Source organism: Hymenobacter sp. B81 (assembly GCF_044628455.1).
Lineage (GTDB): Bacteria > Bacteroidota > Bacteroidia > Cytophagales > Hymenobacteraceae > Solirubrum.
Window position 1 is genome coordinate 1990003 of record NZ_JBIYZW010000001.1, and the last position, 19369, is coordinate 2009371.

The 19369-nt window shown below is 61.9% G+C and carries 17 protein-coding genes; 10 read left to right on the forward strand and 7 right to left on the reverse strand.

What is annotated here, in order from left to right:
* Nucleotides 1-53: 53 nt before the first annotated feature.
* Nucleotides 54-1256 (reverse strand): acetate/propionate family kinase, encoded by a 1203-nt coding sequence (locus tag ACE191_RS08730; protein ID WP_400191813.1) that lies wholly within the window; start codon nt 1254-1256, stop codon nt 54-56.
* A gap of 516 nt (nt 1257-1772) precedes the next feature.
* Here ACE191_RS08730 and ACE191_RS08735 point away from each other — a divergent pair.
* The 3 genes from ACE191_RS08735 (at nt 1773) to ACE191_RS08745 (ending at nt 4104) form a co-directional block, all read left to right on the forward strand.
* Entirely contained in the window at nt 1773-2480 is a 708-nt protein-coding gene (locus ACE191_RS08735; protein ID WP_400191814.1) for a DUF2071 domain-containing protein, read from the forward strand.
* Between the two features lie 320 nt (nt 2481-2800).
* A complete protein-coding gene (locus tag ACE191_RS08740) occupies nt 2801-3445 on the forward strand; it encodes a hypothetical protein (protein WP_400191815.1) in 645 nt (214 codons plus the stop codon).
* A 209-nt stretch (nt 3446-3654) separates the two neighbouring features.
* The gene (locus ACE191_RS08745) at nt 3655-4104 is read left to right on the forward strand and encodes a hypothetical protein (RefSeq protein WP_400191816.1); all 450 of its coding nucleotides are present in this window, start codon (nt 3655-3657) and stop codon (nt 4102-4104) included.
* Nucleotides 4105-4239: 135 nt separating this feature from the next.
* Here ACE191_RS08745 and pta read toward each other — a convergent pair whose 3' ends face one another.
* The 3 genes from pta to ACE191_RS08760 form a co-directional block, all read right to left on the reverse strand.
* Nucleotides 4240-6333 (reverse strand): phosphate acetyltransferase, encoded by a 2094-nt coding sequence (gene pta / locus ACE191_RS08750; RefSeq protein WP_400191817.1) that lies wholly within the window; start codon nt 6331-6333, stop codon nt 4240-4242.
* Nucleotides 6334-6518: 185 nt separating this feature from the next.
* Nucleotides 6519-7133, reverse strand: coding sequence for a recombination mediator RecR (gene recR / locus ACE191_RS08755; protein WP_400191818.1), 615 nt, complete (start codon nt 7131-7133; stop codon nt 6519-6521).
* Nucleotides 7134-7228: 95 nt separating this feature from the next.
* Nucleotides 7229-7510, reverse strand: coding sequence for an ATP-dependent Clp protease adaptor ClpS (locus tag ACE191_RS08760; protein WP_400191819.1), 282 nt, complete (start codon nt 7508-7510; stop codon nt 7229-7231).
* A gap of 186 nt (nt 7511-7696) precedes the next feature.
* On the opposite strand from ACE191_RS08760, the gene ACE191_RS08765 reads away from it, so the two are divergent.
* Together ACE191_RS08765 and ACE191_RS08770 are read left to right on the forward strand one after the other, a co-directional pair.
* Nucleotides 7697-9919 (forward strand): S9 family peptidase, encoded by a 2223-nt coding sequence (locus ACE191_RS08765; protein ID WP_400191820.1) that lies wholly within the window; start codon nt 7697-7699, stop codon nt 9917-9919.
* Between the two features lie 88 nt (nt 9920-10007).
* Complete coding sequence (locus ACE191_RS08770; RefSeq protein WP_400191821.1) at nt 10008-10559, forward strand: hypothetical protein; 552 nt, start codon at nt 10008-10010, stop codon at nt 10557-10559.
* Between the two features lie 90 nt (nt 10560-10649).
* Here ACE191_RS08770 and ACE191_RS08775 read toward each other — a convergent pair whose 3' ends face one another.
* Together ACE191_RS08775 and ACE191_RS08780 are read right to left on the reverse strand one after the other, a co-directional pair.
* A complete protein-coding gene (locus tag ACE191_RS08775) occupies nt 10650-11291 on the reverse strand; it encodes a YceI family protein (RefSeq protein WP_400191822.1) in 642 nt (213 codons plus the stop codon).
* A gap of 53 nt (nt 11292-11344) precedes the next feature.
* Nucleotides 11345-11794 (reverse strand): MarR family winged helix-turn-helix transcriptional regulator, encoded by a 450-nt coding sequence (locus ACE191_RS08780; RefSeq protein ID WP_400191823.1) that lies wholly within the window; start codon nt 11792-11794, stop codon nt 11345-11347.
* A 147-nt stretch (nt 11795-11941) separates the two neighbouring features.
* Between ACE191_RS08780 and ACE191_RS08785 the strand changes: the two genes are divergently transcribed.
* Entirely contained in the window at nt 11942-12529 is a 588-nt protein-coding gene (locus ACE191_RS08785; protein WP_400191824.1) for a DUF6799 domain-containing protein, read from the forward strand.
* A 79-nt stretch (nt 12530-12608) separates the two neighbouring features.
* Here ACE191_RS08785 and ACE191_RS08790 read toward each other — a convergent pair whose 3' ends face one another.
* Entirely contained in the window at nt 12609-13640 is a 1032-nt protein-coding gene (locus ACE191_RS08790) for a dipeptide epimerase (protein ID WP_400191825.1), read from the reverse strand.
* 159 nt (nt 13641-13799) lie between these two features.
* Here ACE191_RS08790 and ACE191_RS08795 point away from each other — a divergent pair, with 159 nt between their 5' ends.
* From ACE191_RS08795 to ACE191_RS08810, 4 genes are all read left to right on the forward strand, one after another.
* Nucleotides 13800-15239 (forward strand): dicarboxylate/amino acid:cation symporter, encoded by a 1440-nt coding sequence (locus ACE191_RS08795; protein ID WP_400191826.1) that lies wholly within the window; start codon nt 13800-13802, stop codon nt 15237-15239.
* Between the two features lie 245 nt (nt 15240-15484).
* Entirely contained in the window at nt 15485-16198 is a 714-nt protein-coding gene (locus ACE191_RS08800; protein ID WP_400191827.1) for a hypothetical protein, read from the forward strand.
* 160 nt (nt 16199-16358) lie between these two features.
* Nucleotides 16359-17717, forward strand: coding sequence for a M16 family metallopeptidase (locus tag ACE191_RS08805; protein WP_400191828.1), 1359 nt, complete (start codon nt 16359-16361; stop codon nt 17715-17717).
* Nucleotides 17718-17760: 43 nt separating this feature from the next.
* Nucleotides 17761-19317 (forward strand): M16 family metallopeptidase, encoded by a 1557-nt coding sequence (locus ACE191_RS08810; RefSeq protein WP_400191829.1) that lies wholly within the window; start codon nt 17761-17763, stop codon nt 19315-19317.
* The last annotated feature ends 52 nt before the right edge of the window (nt 19318-19369 follow it).

Genomic DNA, 19369 nt, shown 5'->3' on the forward strand with positions numbered 1-19369 from the left:
GTGCCACGGCTTTGAGCCGTGGCACCACGCCGCTGCTTCCATCCGCAGGCCCTTTACTCACTGAGCAGTTCGGCGCACTGGCGGGCTATTTCCAGCTCTTCGTTGGTGGGGATGACCAGGACTTTGACGGGAGACGCGGGGGTGCTGATTTCGCGCAGGCCGCGGGCGGAGGCTTGGTTGCGGGCGTCGTCGAGGTGGATGCCGAGGAATTCGAGGCCCTGGCAGGCGAGGCGGCGCACGGCGGCGTCGTTCTCCCCTACCCCGGCGGTGAACACGACGGCGTCGAGGCCGCCGAGGGCGGCGGCGTAGGCGCCGAGGTATTTGCGGATGCGGTAGGCGTAGAGCTGCAGGGCGAGGATGGCGGCGGGGTCGCCGGCGGCTACGGCCTGGCCCACGTCGCGCATGTCGCTGTGGCCGGTGAGGCCGAGCATGCCGCTGTGCTTGTTGAGCAGGGTGTTGACCTCGTCGGGGGAGTAGCCGAGCTGGTGGATGAGGTGGAAGATGATGGAGGGGTCGATGTCGCCGGCACGGGTGCCCATCACGAGGCCGCCCATGGGGCCCAGGCCCATGCTGGTATCGAGGGAGCGGCCGCCCTGCACGGCGGTGATGCTGCTGCCGTTGCCCAGGTGCACCGTGATGAGGCGCGCTTCAGCGTTCTGTAGGTAGGCCGCGGCCTGGGCGGAAACGTACTTGTGGCTGGTGCCGTGGAAGCCGTAGGCGCGGATGCCGTGCTGGTGGTAGAGCGGGGCGGGCAGGGCGTAGCGGAAGGCGTGCTCGGGCAGGGTCTGGTGAAAGGCGGTGTCGAACACGGCGACCTGGTGGGCCTGCGGGAACAGCTCCTCGGCGACTTCGATGCCGAGGTAGTTGGCGGGGTTGTGCAGGGGGGCCAGGGCAAACAAACTCTTGATTTTGGCCTTGACGGCGGGCGTGATGCGCGTGGTGGCGGCAAACGCTTCGCCGCCGTGCACCACGCGGTGGCCCACCACGTGAATATCAGCCGGGTTTTGCACGACGCCGGTTGCGGGGGCGGTGAGCAGGCCGACGACCTCGCGCAGGCCGGCGGCGTGGTCGGGCAGATCGAGCACGTGCTGCTGTTTGTGCGGCTGCCCGTCGGGGGCAAAGACGGTGTGGGTGATGACGGATTCGGGCAGGCCGATGCGCTCGATGAGGCCGGCGCAGACGGGCTGCTCGTGGGGCCAGCGGAAGAGCTGGTACTTGATGGACGAGCTGCCGGAGTTGACGACGAAGATGTTCATGCGGTGGTGGGCCTCACCCCCCGCCCCCTCCCCTCGCTTGATGCGCGACAGGGGAGAGAGGGGGAGCCACGGCGGCGCAGTTGGGGTTGATTTTGTGCCGGGATATGCGCTAGTTAAGGGGAAATTACTGCTGCGGGGCCATTAGCCGCCGCGGCGTCATCCTCAGCCGTTATTTTTATGGTACGCCGCACGCAGGAGGCTCGTTTCGTGAAGCGTTTTGGCCGCCGGGCCGCCAACCCCGCTCCCTTTTGGTACGACTTTGCCAGCTCGCTCACCTGCCGGGACCGGGAGCAACGGCTGTGCGCGCTGCTGGGCGGCGGGCCGGCGTTTGTGCCGGTGACACAACGGGCTGCTGGCCAGCCGACAGAGCCGGTGGCGCTGCGCCGGGCGGCCTGAGGGCTGGGGTTCGGGCGCGCCGGTTTACCGCGGCCGGGGTGCGGGCCGGGGCCGGATTGCCGACCTTGGCCGGGAGTGAACCTCGCGGTTGATGACAGTCGCGACAAACCGCAGCCGACCATGAAACTTCCCACCATTCACGGCTACATCGAGCGCCGCATTCTGATCAACTACACGGCGGATCCGCGGGTGGTGGCCGGTATCCTCCCGCCGCCTTTCCGGCCGAAGCTGTACGAGGGCAAAGCTATTATCGGCATTTGCCTGATCCGGCTGAAGGACATCAAGCCCAAGGGCCTGCCCGATTTCATGGGGGTAAGCTCGGAGAACGGCGCCCACCGGATTGCGGTGGAGTGGGATGAAAACGGAGCGGTGAAATCGGGCGTGTACATTCCGCGCCGCGACACTTCGCTGAAGCTGAATACGCTGGTGGGCGGACGCCTCTTCCCGGGCCGGCACCACTATGCCCAATTCACGGTGACCGAGCAAGGCGGGAATTACCGCATCCACTTCCGCAGCGCCGACGAGACCGAGCTGTCTATTGCCGCGACCGAAGCCGCTGCCCTGAACGGTAACTCGATCTTTCGAACGCTGGAAAATGCCTCGGCCTTTTTTGAGGCCGGCGAGCTGGGCTACTCGCCCAACCACGAGCGGTTCGACGGGCTCCGGCTGAAGGCGTACCACTGGAACGTGAGGCCGCTGGACGTGGCGGAGGTGAAATCCAGCTACTTCGAGAACGAGGCCGTGTTTCCCAATGGCTCGGTGACGTTTGACCACGCGCTGCTGATGACCAACATTGAGCACGAGTGGGAAGGCGCCGCGCCGAAGTAATGGGGGTTCAGTTTTCCGCACCTGGGGAAGATGTGCGCCTGATGTTCCGGCTTGGGCCGGTGGGTCGCCGTACGCTTGCTGGAAGTCGGTACACCCGGGATATACCTGGGCGCAGCAGCATCAAAACCACGGAAATCTACACCCATGTGGCCCAGCACAAGCGCCCCGCCTCTCCCCTTGATGACCTGGGGCTGTAAGAGGCCGGTAGCGCCAATCATTCCAACGGTAGCTATATTGGCGCTCAACTTGCGTACCAAGGATAGATTGGCGCTACTGCGCACAGGTCCTGAGTAGCGCCAATACAGATGTTGCCAGCAATTATGACGACAGACCGTAAACTAAAAATCATCTTCGGACTTTTATCGGTTGGACTTTTGACAAGTTTGCTTTTTAAGCTGTCAAATGTTCCAGGTGGCATGATTTTGTCTGGACTTTTTTTAGGAGGAATGATGATAGTTGGAATTATTCTTGGCTGTTTACTCTTGACAGGAATTATGAGACTGCTTTTTAAGCGAACCTCGTTTCTGGCAATATTTTTCATCACAACAACAATTTCCTTCATAGCATTTCACTATCAATTGTATTCACCTACATTGACAATTAAAGTCCCTAACGGGTATAAAGGAGAAATCAACCTTGTTTTATCAAACGTAGATGAAAATATACTGACAGTTGATAGCAACGGTATCGGTTATTTAACTGAATGGACTTTTAATAAAACATATACGAGACCAAAGGTTGAACAAATTGACGGCAAAAATCTTGACGCTTATTTAATCGGGTTCAATCCGTCAACATTTTTTGGAAAGAGGAAAAGTTGCTGCATAGGCAAACGTGAAGTTCACAGTTTATCTTTCAAGATTGGAACTAAACCCGATATGAATGATGAATACTTTCCAGGTAGAAACTTCACTGAAATCTTGGACACAAACAAGGCAAAACCTATCAAATTAGACACATATTAAACCGTTAGGGAGACGACTATAGAGATACGGAAATAACTGCTGGTAACATCGGTTTTGCACTATGATGGCTGATGAATAAGTGCTGAACCAATAAACTTTGTTCAACTTTATCAATACATATAAGCTGACCGAACACGGAATGCCACCACATCGCAAAGCCGTTTTCCGTTAGCGGCTATGATCAAATGCAAGTCAATCAAGCATAACTTATGTTAATCGTTCTTATTCTTTTTTCAATTCCATTGTATTTGTTCTGGCTTTGGCTATTTTCAAAAAGGATAATTTTTTATCGAAACAGAGTTTTGATTTCCCTTTTTACAACCTTAATTACACTATTTACCCTTGGCTATGGATTTATTGTCTTTTTATATGGTAATCAGGAAGAGGAAGTAAAGCTCAAGTTTAGTTCCACCAAATGGTTTGAAGAAAAGAATACCCGCTTTTTAATGGCAGACGATATTATTCATAGTAAACTCTTATTGCGAAAAGACACAATTCATATTAAGGAAATTTTAGGGGAACCGAACCACAGAACTGAATCTTCGTTTGTTTACCATTTAGGAATGAGCGGAAAAATTAGTATGATATTCCATAAGCTGGAAATTAAATATGAACATAATCAGGTAAACGAAATAAAACATATTGAAACTCCTGAATAAAGAATATGCCGCCAACATCAGCTTTCTAAAACCAAGGCTGAAGAACATCATTTACATAATATAACTTTAATGAACGGAAGAACAGAAATGAAGCGAAGTGCCCAAAATGCCTTGGCATCAGAAAGCTGTAAAACGTTAAATATCCTGGCTCTGAATAGCCGTAATAACCACCGTATTAAACACATCATCCACGGTACAGCCGCGGCTCAGGTCGTTCACCGGTTTATTTAATCCTTGCAGCACCGGGCCGATGGCCAGGGCGCCGGTTTCGCGCTGCACGGCTTTGTAGGTGTTGTTGCCGGTGTTCAGGTCGGGGAAGATGAGCACGCTGGCCTGCCCGGCCACGGCCGAGCCGGGCAGCTTCTGCTGGCCCACCAGGGGGTCGACGGCGGCGTCGTACTGAATGGGGCCTTCCACGGGCAAATCGGGGCGCAGCTGGCGCACCAGCTCGGTGGCGCGGCGCACCTTGTCGACCTCGGCGCCCTCGCCCGAGGTGCCCGAAGAGTACGAGAGCATGGCCACGCGGGGCTCCACGCCGAAGCGGCGGGCGCTTTCGGCCGAGGACACGGCAATTTCGGCCAGCTGCTCGGCCGTGGGGTTGGGGTTCACGGCGCAGTCGCCGAACACGGCCACGCGGTCGGGCAGGCACATGAAGAACACCGACGAGACGAGCGAGATGCCGGGCTTGGTTTTGATGAACTGCAGGGCCGGCCGGATGGTGTGCTGGGTGGTGTGCACCGCACCCGACACCATGCCGTCGGCGTGGCCCTTGTACACCATCATCGAGCCGAAGTAGGATACGTCGCGCAGCAGGTCGCGGGCCATGTCCTCGTTCACGCCCTTGGACTTGCGCAGCTCGTAGAACGTCTGCACGTAGTCGTCGTAGTACGCGCTGTGCGCGGGGTCGATGACGCGCAGGTGGCCTACCGGTAGGTTGATGCCCAGGCGCTTGGCCGAAGCGGCTACTTCGGCGGGGTTGCCCAGGATGGTGAGGTCCACGATGTCCTGCTGCAGCAATTGGGCGGCGGCGCGCAGAATCCGGTCGTCGTTGCCCTCGGGCAGCACGATGTGGCGGCGCTGGCGCTTGGCCCACTGCAGCAGCCGGTACTGAAACATGTGCGGGGTGATGCCCTCGGCCTGGTAGCTGGCCAGCTTCTGGTCGAGGGCCGGCAGATCGACGTAGCGCTCGAAAGTGCGCAAAGCCAGCTGAATTTTCTTGGGGTTGTCGGGGGTGAGGCGCGACTTGACGGCCGCGAGCCGGGCGCTGGTTTCGAAGGTGCCGGTGGGCACGGCCAGAATGGGCATGACGCCCTGCAAGCCGCGCAGCAGGCGCAGAATGGGCTCTTCGGGCTCCCAGCCGGCCGTGAGTACCACGCCCGCCACCTTGGGGTAGCTGGCCGAGAGGTTGGCCTGGATGGCGCAGATAACGATGTCGCCCCGGTCGCCGGGCGTCACGATGACCACGTTTTCCTTGAGGTAGTTCAGGAAGTTGGGCACCTGCATGGCGCCGGTCACGAAGTTGTCGACCTGGTTGCCGAGCAGCTCCTCGCCGAAGAGCAGCTTGCCGCCCAGCGCATCGTGGATTTCCTGCATGGTGGGGCTCAGCAGCGCTTGGTCCTGGGGAATCACCGACAGGATGGTTTCCGGGGGCAGCTGGGCGCGCAGCAGCGCCTGCACGTCGGCTACCTGGGCGGGTGGCACCTTGTTGGCCACCACCGTGAGCACCGGCACCTCGCGCGCCTCGAAGCCGCGCAGGGCCGTGAGCGTGCTGCTGATGATCTGGGCCGTGGTTTTGCCCTCACCCGAAGTCACCAGCACCACGGGCACGCCCAGGTTTTTGGCAATGGTCACGTTCAGGTCGAACTCGAAGGCCGTGCCCTGGCCCACGAAGTCGGTGCCCTCCACCACCACGAAGTCGTGGACGTCTTCGAGCTGCTTGTAGCGGTGAATGATGGTGTCGAGCATTTCGCCCTGCTGCCCGGTTTCGATCAGGTGCAGCACCTCGGCGCCGGGGTAGGCAAAGGTGTCTTCGTAAGGCGTGGGCAGCTGAAAGTAGCGCAGCACGGTGTCGATGTGCGCGTCGCGGCGGCCGTCGGGCCCAGTGTTGATGACGGGCTTGAAGTAGCCGACTTTCTGGGCCTTGCGCAGCAGCATGTTTACCAGACCCAGCGTCACGAGCGACTTGCCGCTGTAGGGTTCGGCCGAGGCAATGAAGACGGTTTTGGTCATACCAGCAGGAGCATTCGGGGAACAGCAAAACAACCACGCAGGGCGGCCTTCGGCGGTAACTACGGAAGTTTTTCCGGAGCGGCCGGGCGGCTGATTGCCGACAAGCTACTGCCGAAGCGGCGGCCGAAACGCCAAACGCCCCGACCTGTCGGCCGGGGCGCTTCAACTCAAGGCGTTTCTGAAGGTCAGCGCGCCTGCCGCTGGCGCTCCACGATGGAGCGGCCCAGAGTAATTTCGTCGGCGTACTCCAGCTCGCCGCCCACCGGAATGCCGCGGGCAATGGAGCTGATGTGCACCTCGGGAAACTCGCGCAGGCGGCGGGTGAGGTAAAAGGCGGTGGTGTCGCCCTCCATGGTGGGGCTGATGGCCAGAATCACTTCCTTCACCTCGCTCTCCTCGCCTTTCATGCGGTCGACCAGCGGCTCGATGTGCAGGTCGGCGGGGCCGATGCCCTCGATGGGCGAGATGACGCCGCCCAACACGTGGTACACGCCCTGGTACTGGCCGGTGTTTTCAATGGCAATAACGTCGCGGATGTCGGACACCACGCACACGGTGCTCTGGTCGCGCAAGGGGTTGGCGCAGATGGAGCACTGCTCGGTATCGGAGATGTTGAAGCAGGTCTGGCAGTAGCGGATGTCGTAGCGCATCTTGGCCAGGGCCTCGGCCAGCGAGCTGGTCGTCTCGGTTTCGGCCTTGAGCAGGTGCAGGGCCAGGCGCAAAGCCGTTTTGCGGCCGATGCCCGGCAGCTTGGCCAGCTCGCCCACTGCGTTTTCAATCAGTTTGGAGGGAAATTCCATGCAATGAGTTACCAGTTGTCAGTTGTCAGTTGCCAGTCAGCGAAGCCAATCGTTCTGCGAGACTGGCAACTGGCAACCCGCACCTGACAACTCAGTTAAACAACGTCGGCGGAAATGCCGCGGTCGTGGATGGCGGAGCACAGGGGCGTCAGCTCGTCATAGGTCCCGAGCTTGACGGCGCACTGGCCCTTGTAGTGAATGAGCAGGGTGCACTGCTCGGCCTGCTCGGGTTCGTGGCCGCACACGTCGATGAGGGTGCGAATAACGTGGTCGAAGGTGTTCACGTCGTCGTTGTACACGATAAGGTCGCGCAGGTCGGTGGTTTCTTCCAGCAGGAGAACGTCTTCGTCGGGCGCAAACTGAGGTTTGGTGTTCATGGCGTAAAAATACGGATAGCGTGGCACAAAACCGGTGGGGCCGGCCTCCTCAACCGCGGCTTTGTATAACCCCGCCCCGGGGCGAATAGTTGCCTGCGCTCAGGGCTTTATGCCGGGGCCCGGAGTGAAATTTTGGGCGTAATTTTCGCCGACCGTAGCCTTTGCTCACTTCTCGCTTTTCCGCTTATGCATAGCTTTTCGCGGCGCGCGGCGCTGCCCTTGTTGCTGCTGGGCCTGCTGGGCCTGCCCGCCACCGCCCAGCAGAAACTCCTGACCATGGAGGATGCCTACCTGAACCGCAGCCTGCAGCCCGCTTCGCTGAAACAACTGACCTGGATTCCGGGCTCGAAGGATGAGTTCAGCTTGGCCCGCACCGAAAACGGCCAGGACGAGCTGGCGCGCGGCGGTGCCACCGGCCCGCTGCGCCCGGTGGTGACGCTGGCCCAGCTCAGCCAGGCCCTGCAGGCCGCCGGCGCCCCGGCCGTGAAAGCCAGTGCGTTTCCTACCGTGCAGTGGACCGGCCCCGACGCGTTCGTGGTGACCATGCCCAGCCGCGAGGTGTTCCGCTATTCGGTGGCTGAGGGCAAGGCCAGCCGGCTGTTTGGCTTTGCCGCCGGGGCCGAAAACGTGGAGCTGGACCCCAGCAAAACCCGCGTAGCCTACACCCGGGACCAGAACCTGTTCATCAGCCTGGCCGGCAAGGAAAATGTGGCGGTGACCTCGGAAGCCAACCCCGCCATTGTGAACGGGCAGGCGGCTCACCGCTCGGAGTTCGGCATCACCAAGGGCACGTTCTGGAGCCCTAAGGGCAGCAAGCTAGCCTACTACCGCATGGACCAGACGATGGTCAGCGACTACCCGCTGGTGAGCATTGCGCCCTTCCCGGCCCAGGCCACGCCCATCAAGTACCCCATGGCCGGCGACAAAAGCCACGAGGTAACCGTGGGCGTGTACGACGTGGCCTCGGGCAAAACCGTGTTTCTGCAAACCGGCGAGCCGAAAGAGCAGTACCTGACCAACATCAGCTGGAGCCCCGACGAGCAATCGGTGTACGTGGCCGTGCTCAACCGCGACCAGAACCATATGTGGCTGCGCCAGTACGACGCTGCTACCGGCGCGCTGGTGAAGACGCTGTTTGAAGAAACCGACCAGGAGTACGTGGAGCCCCAGCACCCTTTGCAGTTCGTGCCCGGCCGCCCCGACCAGTTCGTGTGGCAAAGCCAGCGCAGCGGCTACAATCACCTGTACCTCTACAACACCAGCGGCAAGTTGCTGAAACAGCTCACCAGCGGCCCTTGGCTGGTAACCGACGTGCTGGGCTTCGACGCCAAAGCCAAGAACCTGTACTTCGCCAGCAACCAGGACAGCCCCCTGCAGCGCCAGCTCTACAGCGTGAGCCTGGGCGGCGGCAAGGCCCGCAAAATCAGCCAGAACGCGGGCACCCACACCGGCACGCTCAGCCCCTCGGGCGAGCTGCTGCTCGACGTGTTCAGCAGCCAGACCACCCCGCGCACCATCAGCCTGGTGGCTACCAAGGACGGCAAGCCGCGCCAGCAGCTGCTGAACGCGCCCAACCCGGTGGCCGGCTACGCGCTGGGCCAGATGAAGCTGTTTCCCATCAAGGCCGCCGACGGGCAGACCGACCTGTACTGCCGCCTCATCACCCCGCCCAACTTCGACGCCAGCAAAAAATACCCGGCCGTGATTTACGTGTACGGCGGCCCGCACGTGCAGCTGGTAACCGACTCGTGGCTGGGCGGCGGCAACCTGTGGATGCAGCACATGGCCGAGAAGGGCTACGTGGTGTTTACCGTCGACTCGCGCGGCTCGGGCAACCGCGGGCTGCCGTTTGAGCAGGCCACCTTCCGTCAGCTCGGCACCCAGGAAATGGCCGACCAGCTCAAGGGCGTCGACTACCTCAAGAGCCTGCCCTACGTGGACGGCCAGCGCATCGGCGTGCACGGCTGGAGCTACGGCGGGTTTATGACCACCACGCTGCTCACCCGCGCCCCGCAGGGCACCTTTAAGGTGGGCGTGGCCGGCGGCCCGGTTATCGATTGGCGCCTCTACGAGGTGATGTACACCGAGCGCTACATGGACACGCCCCAGCAAAACCCCGAGGGCTACCAGCAGGCCAACCTGCTGGGCCACGTGCAGAACCTGAAGGCCCCGCTGCTGATGATTCACGGCACCGTCGACGACGTGGTGGTGTGGCAGCACAGCCTGAGCTACCTCAAAAACGCGGTGGACCAGGGCGTGCAGCTGGATTACTTCGTGTATCCCGGCCACCCGCACAACGTAGGCGGCAAGGACCGCGTGCACCTCTACACCAAAATCACCAACTACCTCGACCTCTACCTGAAGCCCGAAGCCCCGGCCCCCGCGGCTGCCGGCAGCAACGGCCAGTAACTCAGGGGGCATTTATCATTGATCATTTATCAGTTGGGAATTCCACTGGTAGATGATCAATGATAAATGTTAAATGATCAATGACCTCATGCCTGCTCCTTCCGCCGACTTCAAGCGCGCCCTGAAACAGCTTTCCGACAAGGAAAAGGAAGATTTGCTGCTCAAGGCCGTGCGCCGCGACGCCGAGCTCTACGACCTGCTGCGCTACGACATCCTGCCCGAGGTGGATTTGCGCACGGTGCAGGACGAGCACGCCGAGCGCATTGCCGCGCTGCTGGCCAAGGCCAACGGCCGGGTGATGAACCGCGCCCTGGCCCGCCAGCTCGGCAAGGCCAACAAGGAAGTAGCCCGCGCCAAGCGCATCACCAAGGATAAGCGCCTGGAAGTAGACCTGAATTTGTATACCCTGCGCCTGGTGCTCGACGAGTACAGCGCCTACTTCGACGGGTTCGTGTACGCCTTCTACGTGGCCGCCGTGCGCCTGCTGCTGCGCACCGGCAAGCTCATTCCCAAGCTGCACGAGGATTTGTGGCTGGAGTACAAGCCCGAGTTCGACGAAATCCTGACCAGCCTGCGCCAGCACGAAAAGCACCGCCAGCTGCGCGACCCGCTGCCCCGGGAGCTGGAGCTGCCGGGCTAAGCGGAGGTACTTTCAGGGCACAAAAAAGCCCCGCCGGCAAAACCGGCGGGGCTTTTTTAATGATTCAGCCAAGGGCTGTGCCTGAGCAGCTTACTGCTTGGCTACCACGTTGAAGCTCAGGGTAAAGTTGTCTTCGATGGCCTTGTCGGCAGCAGCGCCGAACAAAGTCGAGCCGTACTTCACGTCGTATTTGGTGCGGTCGACGGTGGCCACGCCCGAGGCGGCGGCCACGCCATCTTTCACGCCCACTTTGGCAGGGAAGGTTACCGGGTGGGTTTTGCCTTTGATGGTCAGGTTACCCGCAATCTGGGCGTTGTTGCCGTTGGCGTCGGCCTTGATGGGCTTCACCGAGGTGATGACGAAGGTGGCGGTGGGGTACTTGTCGGCGGCGAAGAAGTCGTCGTTCTTCAGGTGGCCCACCAGCTTGGCGTTGTAGCCGGGGTCGGTCAGGTCTTCCACCTTGATCGAGTTCATGTCGAAGGTGAAGGTACCGCCCACAATCTGGTTGCCCTTCACTTGCACCTGGCCGTCTTTCAGGGCCACGGTGCCGTTGTGCTGGCCACCTACTTTTTTGCCCAGCCAGCCCAGGGTGCTCAGCTGCGGCTGCACCTGGTAAGGCGCGTTGCCCTTGGCTTTTACCGCCTTGGTGGGCTTGGCATCGATTTTCTGGGCTTGGGCCGGGGCGGCCATCAGGGCGCCAACTACGAGCAGGGGCAGGATGAATTTTTTCATGGGAACGTAAGGAAACGGAAAAGTCAAAAAGGAAAACGGGGTGGAGTCGGGAGTTAGCCGCGAATCTTGTCGAGCAGGTCGCTGAGCTGGGTGGCTTCTTCGGGGGTAAGGTTGTGCAGGCCCAGGTGCGCGGGGCTGGCAAACTCGTCCATGCGGCCCAGCAGCTCCAGGCCGGCGTCGGTGATGCGGATGTCGACGGCGCGGCGGTTGCTGGGGCAGGTTTTGCGGGTTACCAGCCCCTTGGCTTCCAGCTTGTCGACGATGCGCGAGGCGTTGCTGGTTTTGTCGAGCATGCGCTCAATGAGCAGGTTCACCGTGGCCGGCTCGGGATGACGGCCCCGCAGAATGCGCAGCACGTTGTACTGGGGCAGGGTCAGGTCAAAGGGCCGGAAGGCGCAGGCCTGCCGCTGGCCCAGCCAGCCCGCCGTGTACACCACGTTGATGTAGGCTTTCTGGTAGGGGTCCTTGAAGGTGCGCTGCTGGATTTCGTCCTCGATCTTCATTCTCATAGCTTGAATGACGCTGCAAATATATGTACATACATTTAATGTAACAACATTGGTTCAAAAAATTTTCAGATAACGGTCCGGGCCTTACCTCGAAGGGCCCGATGCCGTATGCGCAGGGCAGAAACCAGACCAGTTTTTGCCATGAAACTCCTCCCCTTCCTCCTGCTGCTGACCGCGGTGCTGCTCGGCGCGCCGCGGGCCCAGGCCCAAAGCCCGGCCCGCCCCGCCGCGGCCGCTACCAACGACCTGCAGAACGGCGACCAGTTTGTGATGCAGAACGGCGCCGTAGTGAAGCGCCGCGGCAGCCAGACTTACGGCCTGAACCAGAACGTGCGCCTGCCCAACGGCACCAAGGTGAACGTGAAGAGCGGCATCGTGGAGCTGCCCACCGGCAAAATCACCACCCTCAAGGAAGGCGACTACGTCAAAGCCGACGGCGGCATCATCTTCGCCACGCCGCAGAATGCCGCCGCCGCCCGCGGTGAAACCGCCCCGGCCGACGCAAAGTTTGGCGAGGTGGTCGACCGCGGTACCGCGCCCGTCACCAGCGCCGACGTAGACGCCCGCCTCGCCGACCTGAACCGCCGCGTGGAGCTGATGGCCCAGAAAGTGCAGCTGCTCAACCAGAAAATCTCGCTGCTCAGCCAAGGCCACCCCAAAGCCCCCGACACCAGCCAGCTCGACCAGCAGATCAAAGGCCTCGACGAGCAGCTGCGGGCGGTGAAATAGGGATTAGGCGTATGTTGTTTGCGGGCTGTGGTTGCCTGAGCGGCCGAAAACCTGAACTCCCTAACCCAGCTCCGACACCCTAGCAGTCGATTTGGGGCAGCTGCGGCAGGGCCGTCAGGTGCCCTTCCCGTTCATGCACCAGGCCAAAGGGCTCGTCGCGCACAATCAGGAAGCCGTCCAGGTCGCAGACTTCGGCCAGGCCGCTGAGCTGCAGCGCCGACCAGATGCCCAGCGAGGTTTCGACCATGCAGCCGATCATGGTGCGCAGGCCGTGGGCGCGGGCCTCGCGCAGCAGCCGAATGCCGTTGAGGTAGCCCCCGGCCTTCATCAGCTTCATGTTCACCACGTGAAACTGCCGGCTGATGGCGGCGAAATCCGCTTCGTCGGTTACCGATTCGTCGGCAATCAGTGGCCAGGGCGTGCGGCTGTGGAGGTAGCGGTAATCGTCGGCGCAGGTAGCGGGCAGGGGCTGCTCCAGCAGCTGCACGTTCAGCCCCGGAAGCTGCCCGGCCTGCTCGATAAAGCACAAGAGGCTATCGGCGTCGCGCCAGGCTTCGTTGGCATCGACCAGCAACGGGTGGCCGGGCAGCTCGCGCGTGAGGGCCCGCAGCAGCTCCAGGCCGCCTTCCTGGTTGACCTTCACCTTGAGGAGCGCGAAGCGGCCCAGGCCGTGCTCTTGCACGAACGCGGCCACCGCCTCGGGCGCCATAATGGGCAAGGTAAACGCCGTGGGTACGGCCGCCGCGGGCGCGGGCACGCCCAGCAGCTGGGGCAGCGCGAGCCCCTGCCGCTGGGCTTCCCGGTGCAGGTAGGCCGACTCCAGCGCGAACCGCAGGGCTTGGGCCGGCCGGGCCGCCGCCAGCACGGCGCCCAGCTCCGCCACGCTGCCCACCCGGCTCAGCTCGGGCTGCAGGGCGGCAAACTGCCCCAGCAGCAGCCCGGGCGACTCGCCGTAGCGCACGTTGGGCGCGGCCTCGCCCCAGGCCGCCGGCCCGGTGGGCGCGTCGGCCACGCGCACCAGCAGGTTGGTTTTGGCGTCGGAGGCGTTGCGCGAGATTTTCCAGGTAAAGCGCAGCGGCAGCTCGCGCGACTCAATGGACCAGTGCAGCATGGGAGCGGGTTCGGGGCCCCATAATTAAGGATTCGGCCGTAATTCTTCGGCATCGTTTGGGGCCGGCGGCGCGGCGCTACTTGGGCTGCCGGCCAAACGGCTATCTTTGCCTACTTGCGCCGGCCTGCCGCCGGCGGAAACGCTCGAATCATTCTTACTATGAAGTTGACCCGCGTGGCCGTACCGGCGCTGGGCCTGCTGTTGCTGGCTGCCCTGCTCACCGCTTTGTCTTACTACGGCGTACTGGCCCTGCCGCCGATGGTACCCCTGGCCGCCCGCTGGCTGGCCCTGGGCGCCTTTGTGTACTGGGCGGCCCGCCGCCGCTCCCTCACCTTCTGGATCGTGGTGAGCATGCTGGTCGGAGCCGAAGTGGGGGCCGATTTCCCGCAGACCGCGCAGAACTTCAAGGTACTGTCCGACGTGTTCCTGCGCCTGGTCAAAACCATCATCGCACCGCTGGTATTTGCCACCCTGGTGGTGGGCATTGCCGGCCACGCCGACCTGAAGAAAGTAGGCCGCATGGGCGTGAAGGCCCTGGTGTACTTCGAGGTCGTGACCACCTTCGCCCTGTTTATCGGGCTGGCGGCCATCAACCTGACCAAAGCCGGCCGCCTGGCGCCCGAGGTGCTGGCCGCAGCCCGCTCCGGCAACGCCACCGACGATACCCTGGCCGCCGCGCCCACCCAGAGCGTAGCCGACATCATCCTGCACATCTTCCCCGACAACATTGCCAAATCCATTGCCGAAGGGCAGGTACTGCAGGTAGTCGTCTTCGCCATCATCTTCGCCATCGGCCTGGCCATGGTACCCGAAAAGCACCGCCGCCCCATGCTGGAGTGGACGGAAAGCTTGTCGGAAGTGATGTTTAAGTTCACCAACGTGGTGATGTTCTTCGCCCCGCTGGGCGTGGGTGGCGCCATTGCCTACACCGTGGGTAAAATGGGGTTTGCCCCGCTCATCAACGCGGCCCAGCTGCTGCTGACCTTGTACGCGGCGCTTATTGCCTTTATCATCGTGATTCTGCTGCCGGTGGCCCTCATTGCCCGCATTCCGCTGAAGCGCTTCGTGCAGGCCATTGCCGAGCCGGTGAGCATTGCCTTCGCCACTACCTCGTCGGAAGCGGCACTGCCCCGCGCCATGGAAGCCATGGAAAGCATCGGCGTGCCGCGCCGGGTGGTGGCCTTCGTGATGCCCACGGGCTATTCCTTCAACCTCGATGGCACCACGCTTTACCTCTCGCTCGCGGCGGTGTTCGTGGCGCAGGCCGCCGGCATCGAGCTGACTTTGGGCCAGCAGCTGGTGATGGTGTTCACCCTGATGCTGACCTCCAAAGGGGTGGCCGGCGTGCCGCGCGCCTCGCTGGTGATTTTGCTGGCTACGGTAGCGTCGTTTAACCTGCCCTCCTGGCCGGTCTTCATCATCCTGGGCATCGACGCGCTGATGGACATGGCCCGCACGGCCGTGAACGTCATCGGCAACTGCCTGGCTTCGGCCGTCATTGCCCGCTGGGAAGGCGAGTTCGTCGACAACTACCACGGCGAGGCCGTGCTCGATTACCACGTGCAGCCCGAGTCGGAGCCAGTCGAGCTGCACCGCTGATTGGGCCTTGCGGCCCCTGGCAACCGCCGGCTCACCCGTGGGCCGGCGGTTTTCTTTTTGGCGAAAACCCAGCTTCCTGCACTTTTCTGCGTAGACGCTGGTTGGCGAACTGGAAAGTCCAATAAATTTTTCCACAATAGTTATATATTTTAGAAATAAAGTTATACTTGCCAGCCTAGTCGCGTTTATCACCGGGCTTAGCAATTCCTTCACGCTCAGAGTCTGCCTACCTTTAGGTCCCCCGTATGACCCGCTCCCTGCTTTTGCTGCTGCTCGCTGCGTTGCCCACCTGGTTTCTGGCCGGGTGCAAGTCGGTCGATAAGGTGCTGTTTCAGCCCACGCCCGCGGCCCTGGCCGACCGGCTGCCTTCGCTGGAAGTGACGGTGGACAACGGTCCGCTGGCCCAGTCCGACGGCGCCTGGCCCGACGACCCGCAGAAGCTGTTTGAGCGCGAAGTACGCATGAACATGACCGAGCCCGAGGACACGCTCCGCTACGGCTACGCCAAGCTGCTGATTACCGAAGTGAGTACCGACCGCCAGGGCAAAGTTCTGCAGGCCCTGCAGCTGATTACCCTGATGACGCCCTCGGTGCTGGGCGTGCCGCTGGAGTGGTACCACACTACCCTGAAGGCCGAAATGCAGATTGTCGACGCCCGGGGTGAAGTGCTGGGTACCTATACCGGCACCGGCGAATCGCGCATTAAAGTGGCCATGTACCACGGCTACTCCCAGACCCAGGCCCCGCGCCTAGCCGACGTGGAAGCCCTGCGCCTGGCCCTGGCCCAGATCAAGCCCCAGGTGTCGCTCGACGCCGCCCGCCTGCGCGACCAGCTGCTGGCCGCCGGCCCCGTGGCTCCCGTGGCAGAGCCCGCGGAAGATGCCGACCAGGATGATGAGCCCAGTACCACGAGTGCCGAAACCCGGCTACTGGGCGAGCCGGCCAGCAGCGAGAAATAAACCCAGCGTTTTCAGATTGCCCTGCCTTCAGCGGCGCCGGCCCCCGGGTTCGGCGCCGCTGGCTTTTGCGGCCCCGGGCTGCAACCTTGGGCCCCGCGCCGTTACTTTGCCGCAACGCGGCACGCCGCCTGTTACCCCGCCTCAACTTTCCCATTACTCCATGAAACACACGTTTCGGGCACTGCTGCTCGGGGCCGCGCTGCTCACGGCGGCCGCCCCGCAAGCTGTAGCGCAGTCGGCCGCCGCGCCGTTTCCCTACCCCATCGAGCAATCCAGCCTGCCCAACGGGCTGAAAGTGGTGACCGTGCCCTACGACTCGCCCGGGCTGGCTTCGTTTTTCCTGGTGGTGCGCGCCGGCTCGCGCGACGAAGTGGAGGCCGGCAAAACCGGCTTCGCCCACTTCTTCGAGCACGTGATGTTCCGCGGTACCGACAAGTACAGCAAGGAGAAGTACGACGAGGTGCTCAAGAGCCTGGGCGCGGCCGCCAACGCCAACACCTCGCTCGACCGCACCGTGTACCACATGACCGGCAACGCCCGCATGCTGGAGAAGATGTTTGAGGTGGAAGCCGACCGCTTTCAGAACCTGAAATACTCCGAGCACGACTTCAAAACCGAAGCCGGTGCCGTGAAGGGCGAGTACACCAAGAACTCGGCTTCGCCCTACCAGCAGCTCTACGAGAAGACGGTTTCGACGGCTTTCGAGAAGCACACCTACGCGCACACCACCATGGGCTTCTTCCAGGACGTGGTGGACATGCCCAACCAGTACGAGTACTCCAAGGTGTTCTTCGACCGGTTTTACCGCCCCGAGTACACCACCCTGCTGGTGGTGGGCGACGTGAAAGCCGCCGAGGTAAACCAGCTGGCGCAGAAATATTTTGCCGGCTGGAAGCGCGGCTCCTACGTGCCCAACATGCCGGTGGAGCCCGAGCAGACCGCCACGCGCTACGCCCACGTGCAGAAAGCCAGCTTCCCACCTATGCTGAGCCTCAACTATAAGGGCCCGGCCTTCTCCGACCAGACCAAGGACCTGGCCGCGCTGGACATCCTGACCACCATGCTGTTTGCCGAAAACTCCGCGCTCTACCAGCAGCTGGTGGTGAAGGAGCAGAAAGTGCGCTTCGTGGGCGGCGGCGCCAATAACACCCGCGACCCGAACCTGATCAGCGTGCAGGCCTCGGTGGTGAAAGCCGACGACGTGCCCTACGTGAAGCAGCGCCTGACGCAGGCCCTGGAAGACGTGAAAAACAAGCCGCTCGACGCCAGGAAGCTGGCCGATACCAAGTCGGCGCTGAAGTACGGGCTGCTCACCAGCCTCGACAGCCCCGACCGCATTGCCAACACCCTGGCCGAATACATCTGGCTCACCGGCGACGCCCAGTCGCTGAACCGCTACCTGGCGCTGTACGACCAGGTAACGGCGGCCGACGTGCAGGCCGTGGCCAAGAAGTACTTCGTGCCCGAGCACCTCACCGTGGGCACCATCGGTCCGAACGCCACCGGCGGCGTGCAGTAGGCGCCGCCCGCGTTTTCCCTTTTCGATTTTGACTTTGCTTTCGATGAAAAATATCGTTCTCCGCGCCGGCTTTCTGCTGCTGGGCGCGGCCTCGCTGGCCCGGCCGGCCACCGCGGCCGACGTAGTGGAGCTGCGTCAGCCCAAAGCCGCCAAAGTGGTGGTGATGCTGCGCTTCAACAACGGCTCGGCCTCCGACCCCAAGGGCAAGGAAGGCCTCACCTACCTCACCTCCCAGCTGGTAACCGAAAGCGGCACCAAGGACCTCACGGCCGCCCAGATCAAGGACCTGATCTACCCCATGGCGGCCCAGTACGGCGCCCAGACGGATAAAGAGGTTACCACCTTCACCTTCCAGGTGCACCCCGACCACCTCGACAAGTTTTACCCGGTGCTCAAGGGCCTGATGCTCACGCCCTCGTTCACCCAGGAAGACTTCGACCGCCTCAAGTCCAACCAGCTCAACTACGTGGACCAGCTCATCCGGGCCTCGTCGGACGAGGACTACAGCAAGATGGCGCTGGAAGATCAGCTGTTCCGCGGCACCCGCTACCAGCACATGACGCGCGGCACCGCGGCCGGCGTGAAAAGCCTCACGCTCGACGACGTGAAGCAGTACCACGCCAGGGCCTTCGGCAAAAACAACCTCACCATCGGGCTGGCCGGCAACTACCCCGCCGCCTTTGCCAAGCGCCTGAAGGACGATCTGGAAAAGCTGCCTACGGCTACGGTGAAGCCGGAAGTGCCTAAAGTGGCGGCGCCCAAGGGCATGCGCGTGGAAATCATCAGCAAGCCCGACGCCCTGGGCTCAGCCGTGTACGCCGGTTTCCCCATCGAAACCACCCGCGCCAAGGACGACTTTGTGGCCCTGATGGTGGCCAACTCCTACCTGGGGGAGCACCGCAAGAGCTACGGCAAGCTCTACGAAAAGATCCGCACGACCCGCTCGATGAACTACGGCGACTACAGTTACATCGAGTGGTACGAGGCCGGCGGCTCCAACATGCTGCCCGTGCCCGGCACGGCCCGCAAAGCCAACTACGCCAGCATCTGGCTGCGCCCGGTGCAGATTGCCGAGGGCCTGCGCAAGCAGTACCCCGACGAGCTGGGCACGCTGAAAGTGGGTCACGCCCCGTTTGCCTTCCGCCTGGCCTTGCGCGAGATGGACGACCTGGTGCAGAACGGCCTGACCCAGGAGGAATTTGAGCTGACGCGCACCTTCCTGCGCTCCTACACCAAGCTCTACGGCATGACGCCCGCCAAGCAGCTCGGCTTTTTGCTCGACTCGAAGTACTACGGCCGCAAAGACTGGCTGGGCGAGCTGGACGCGCAGCTGGCCAAGCTCACCCTGGCCGACGTGAACAAGGCTATCAAGAAGCACTGGCAGACGCAGAACATGTACGTCACCATCGTAACCGACGACAGCGAAGCCCAGCCCCTGGCCGACGTGCTCAAGAACAACACCCCTTCTCCCATGAGCTACGCCAAGGTGGTGCGCGAAGGCCTGCCCAAGGAAGTGCTGGCCGAAGACGAGCAGGTGGCCGGCTTCAAGCTGAACGTGAGCGAGGTGAAAATCGTGGACACCAAGGACACGTTCAAATAGGCGTTTCCCGGCTTCAACCGGACTTTTTACTCTGCCCGAAACCCGCCCGGCC

Coding starts and splice junctions, on each gene's coding strand:
- ACE191_RS08730 (WP_400191813.1), bottom strand. CDS start 1,256: ATGAACATCTTCGTCGTCAACTCCGGCAGCTCGTCCATCAAGTACCAG.
- ACE191_RS08735 (WP_400191814.1), top strand. CDS start 1,773: ATGAAACTTCCCACCATTCACGGCTACATCGAGCGCCGCATTCTGATC.
- ACE191_RS08740 (WP_400191815.1), top strand. CDS start 2,801: ATGACGACAGACCGTAAACTAAAAATCATCTTCGGACTTTTATCGGTT.
- ACE191_RS08745 (WP_400191816.1), top strand. CDS start 3,655: ATGTTAATCGTTCTTATTCTTTTTTCAATTCCATTGTATTTGTTCTGG.
- pta (WP_400191817.1), bottom strand. CDS start 6,333: ATGACCAAAACCGTCTTCATTGCCTCGGCCGAACCCTACAGCGGCAAG.
- recR (WP_400191818.1), bottom strand. CDS start 7,133: ATGGAATTTCCCTCCAAACTGATTGAAAACGCAGTGGGCGAGCTGGCC.
- ACE191_RS08760 (WP_400191819.1), bottom strand. CDS start 7,510: ATGAACACCAAACCTCAGTTTGCGCCCGACGAAGACGTTCTCCTGCTG.
- ACE191_RS08765 (WP_400191820.1), top strand. CDS start 7,697: ATGCATAGCTTTTCGCGGCGCGCGGCGCTGCCCTTGTTGCTGCTGGGC.
- ACE191_RS08770 (WP_400191821.1), top strand. CDS start 10,008: ATGCCTGCTCCTTCCGCCGACTTCAAGCGCGCCCTGAAACAGCTTTCC.
- ACE191_RS08775 (WP_400191822.1), bottom strand. CDS start 11,291: ATGAAAAAATTCATCCTGCCCCTGCTCGTAGTTGGCGCCCTGATGGCC.
- ACE191_RS08780 (WP_400191823.1), bottom strand. CDS start 11,794: ATGAAGATCGAGGACGAAATCCAGCAGCGCACCTTCAAGGACCCCTAC.
- ACE191_RS08785 (WP_400191824.1), top strand. CDS start 11,942: ATGAAACTCCTCCCCTTCCTCCTGCTGCTGACCGCGGTGCTGCTCGGC.
- ACE191_RS08790 (WP_400191825.1), bottom strand. CDS start 13,640: ATGCTGCACTGGTCCATTGAGTCGCGCGAGCTGCCGCTGCGCTTTACC.
- ACE191_RS08795 (WP_400191826.1), top strand. CDS start 13,800: ATGAAGTTGACCCGCGTGGCCGTACCGGCGCTGGGCCTGCTGTTGCTG.
- ACE191_RS08800 (WP_400191827.1), top strand. CDS start 15,485: ATGACCCGCTCCCTGCTTTTGCTGCTGCTCGCTGCGTTGCCCACCTGG.
- ACE191_RS08805 (WP_400191828.1), top strand. CDS start 16,359: ATGAAACACACGTTTCGGGCACTGCTGCTCGGGGCCGCGCTGCTCACG.
- ACE191_RS08810 (WP_400191829.1), top strand. CDS start 17,761: ATGAAAAATATCGTTCTCCGCGCCGGCTTTCTGCTGCTGGGCGCGGCC.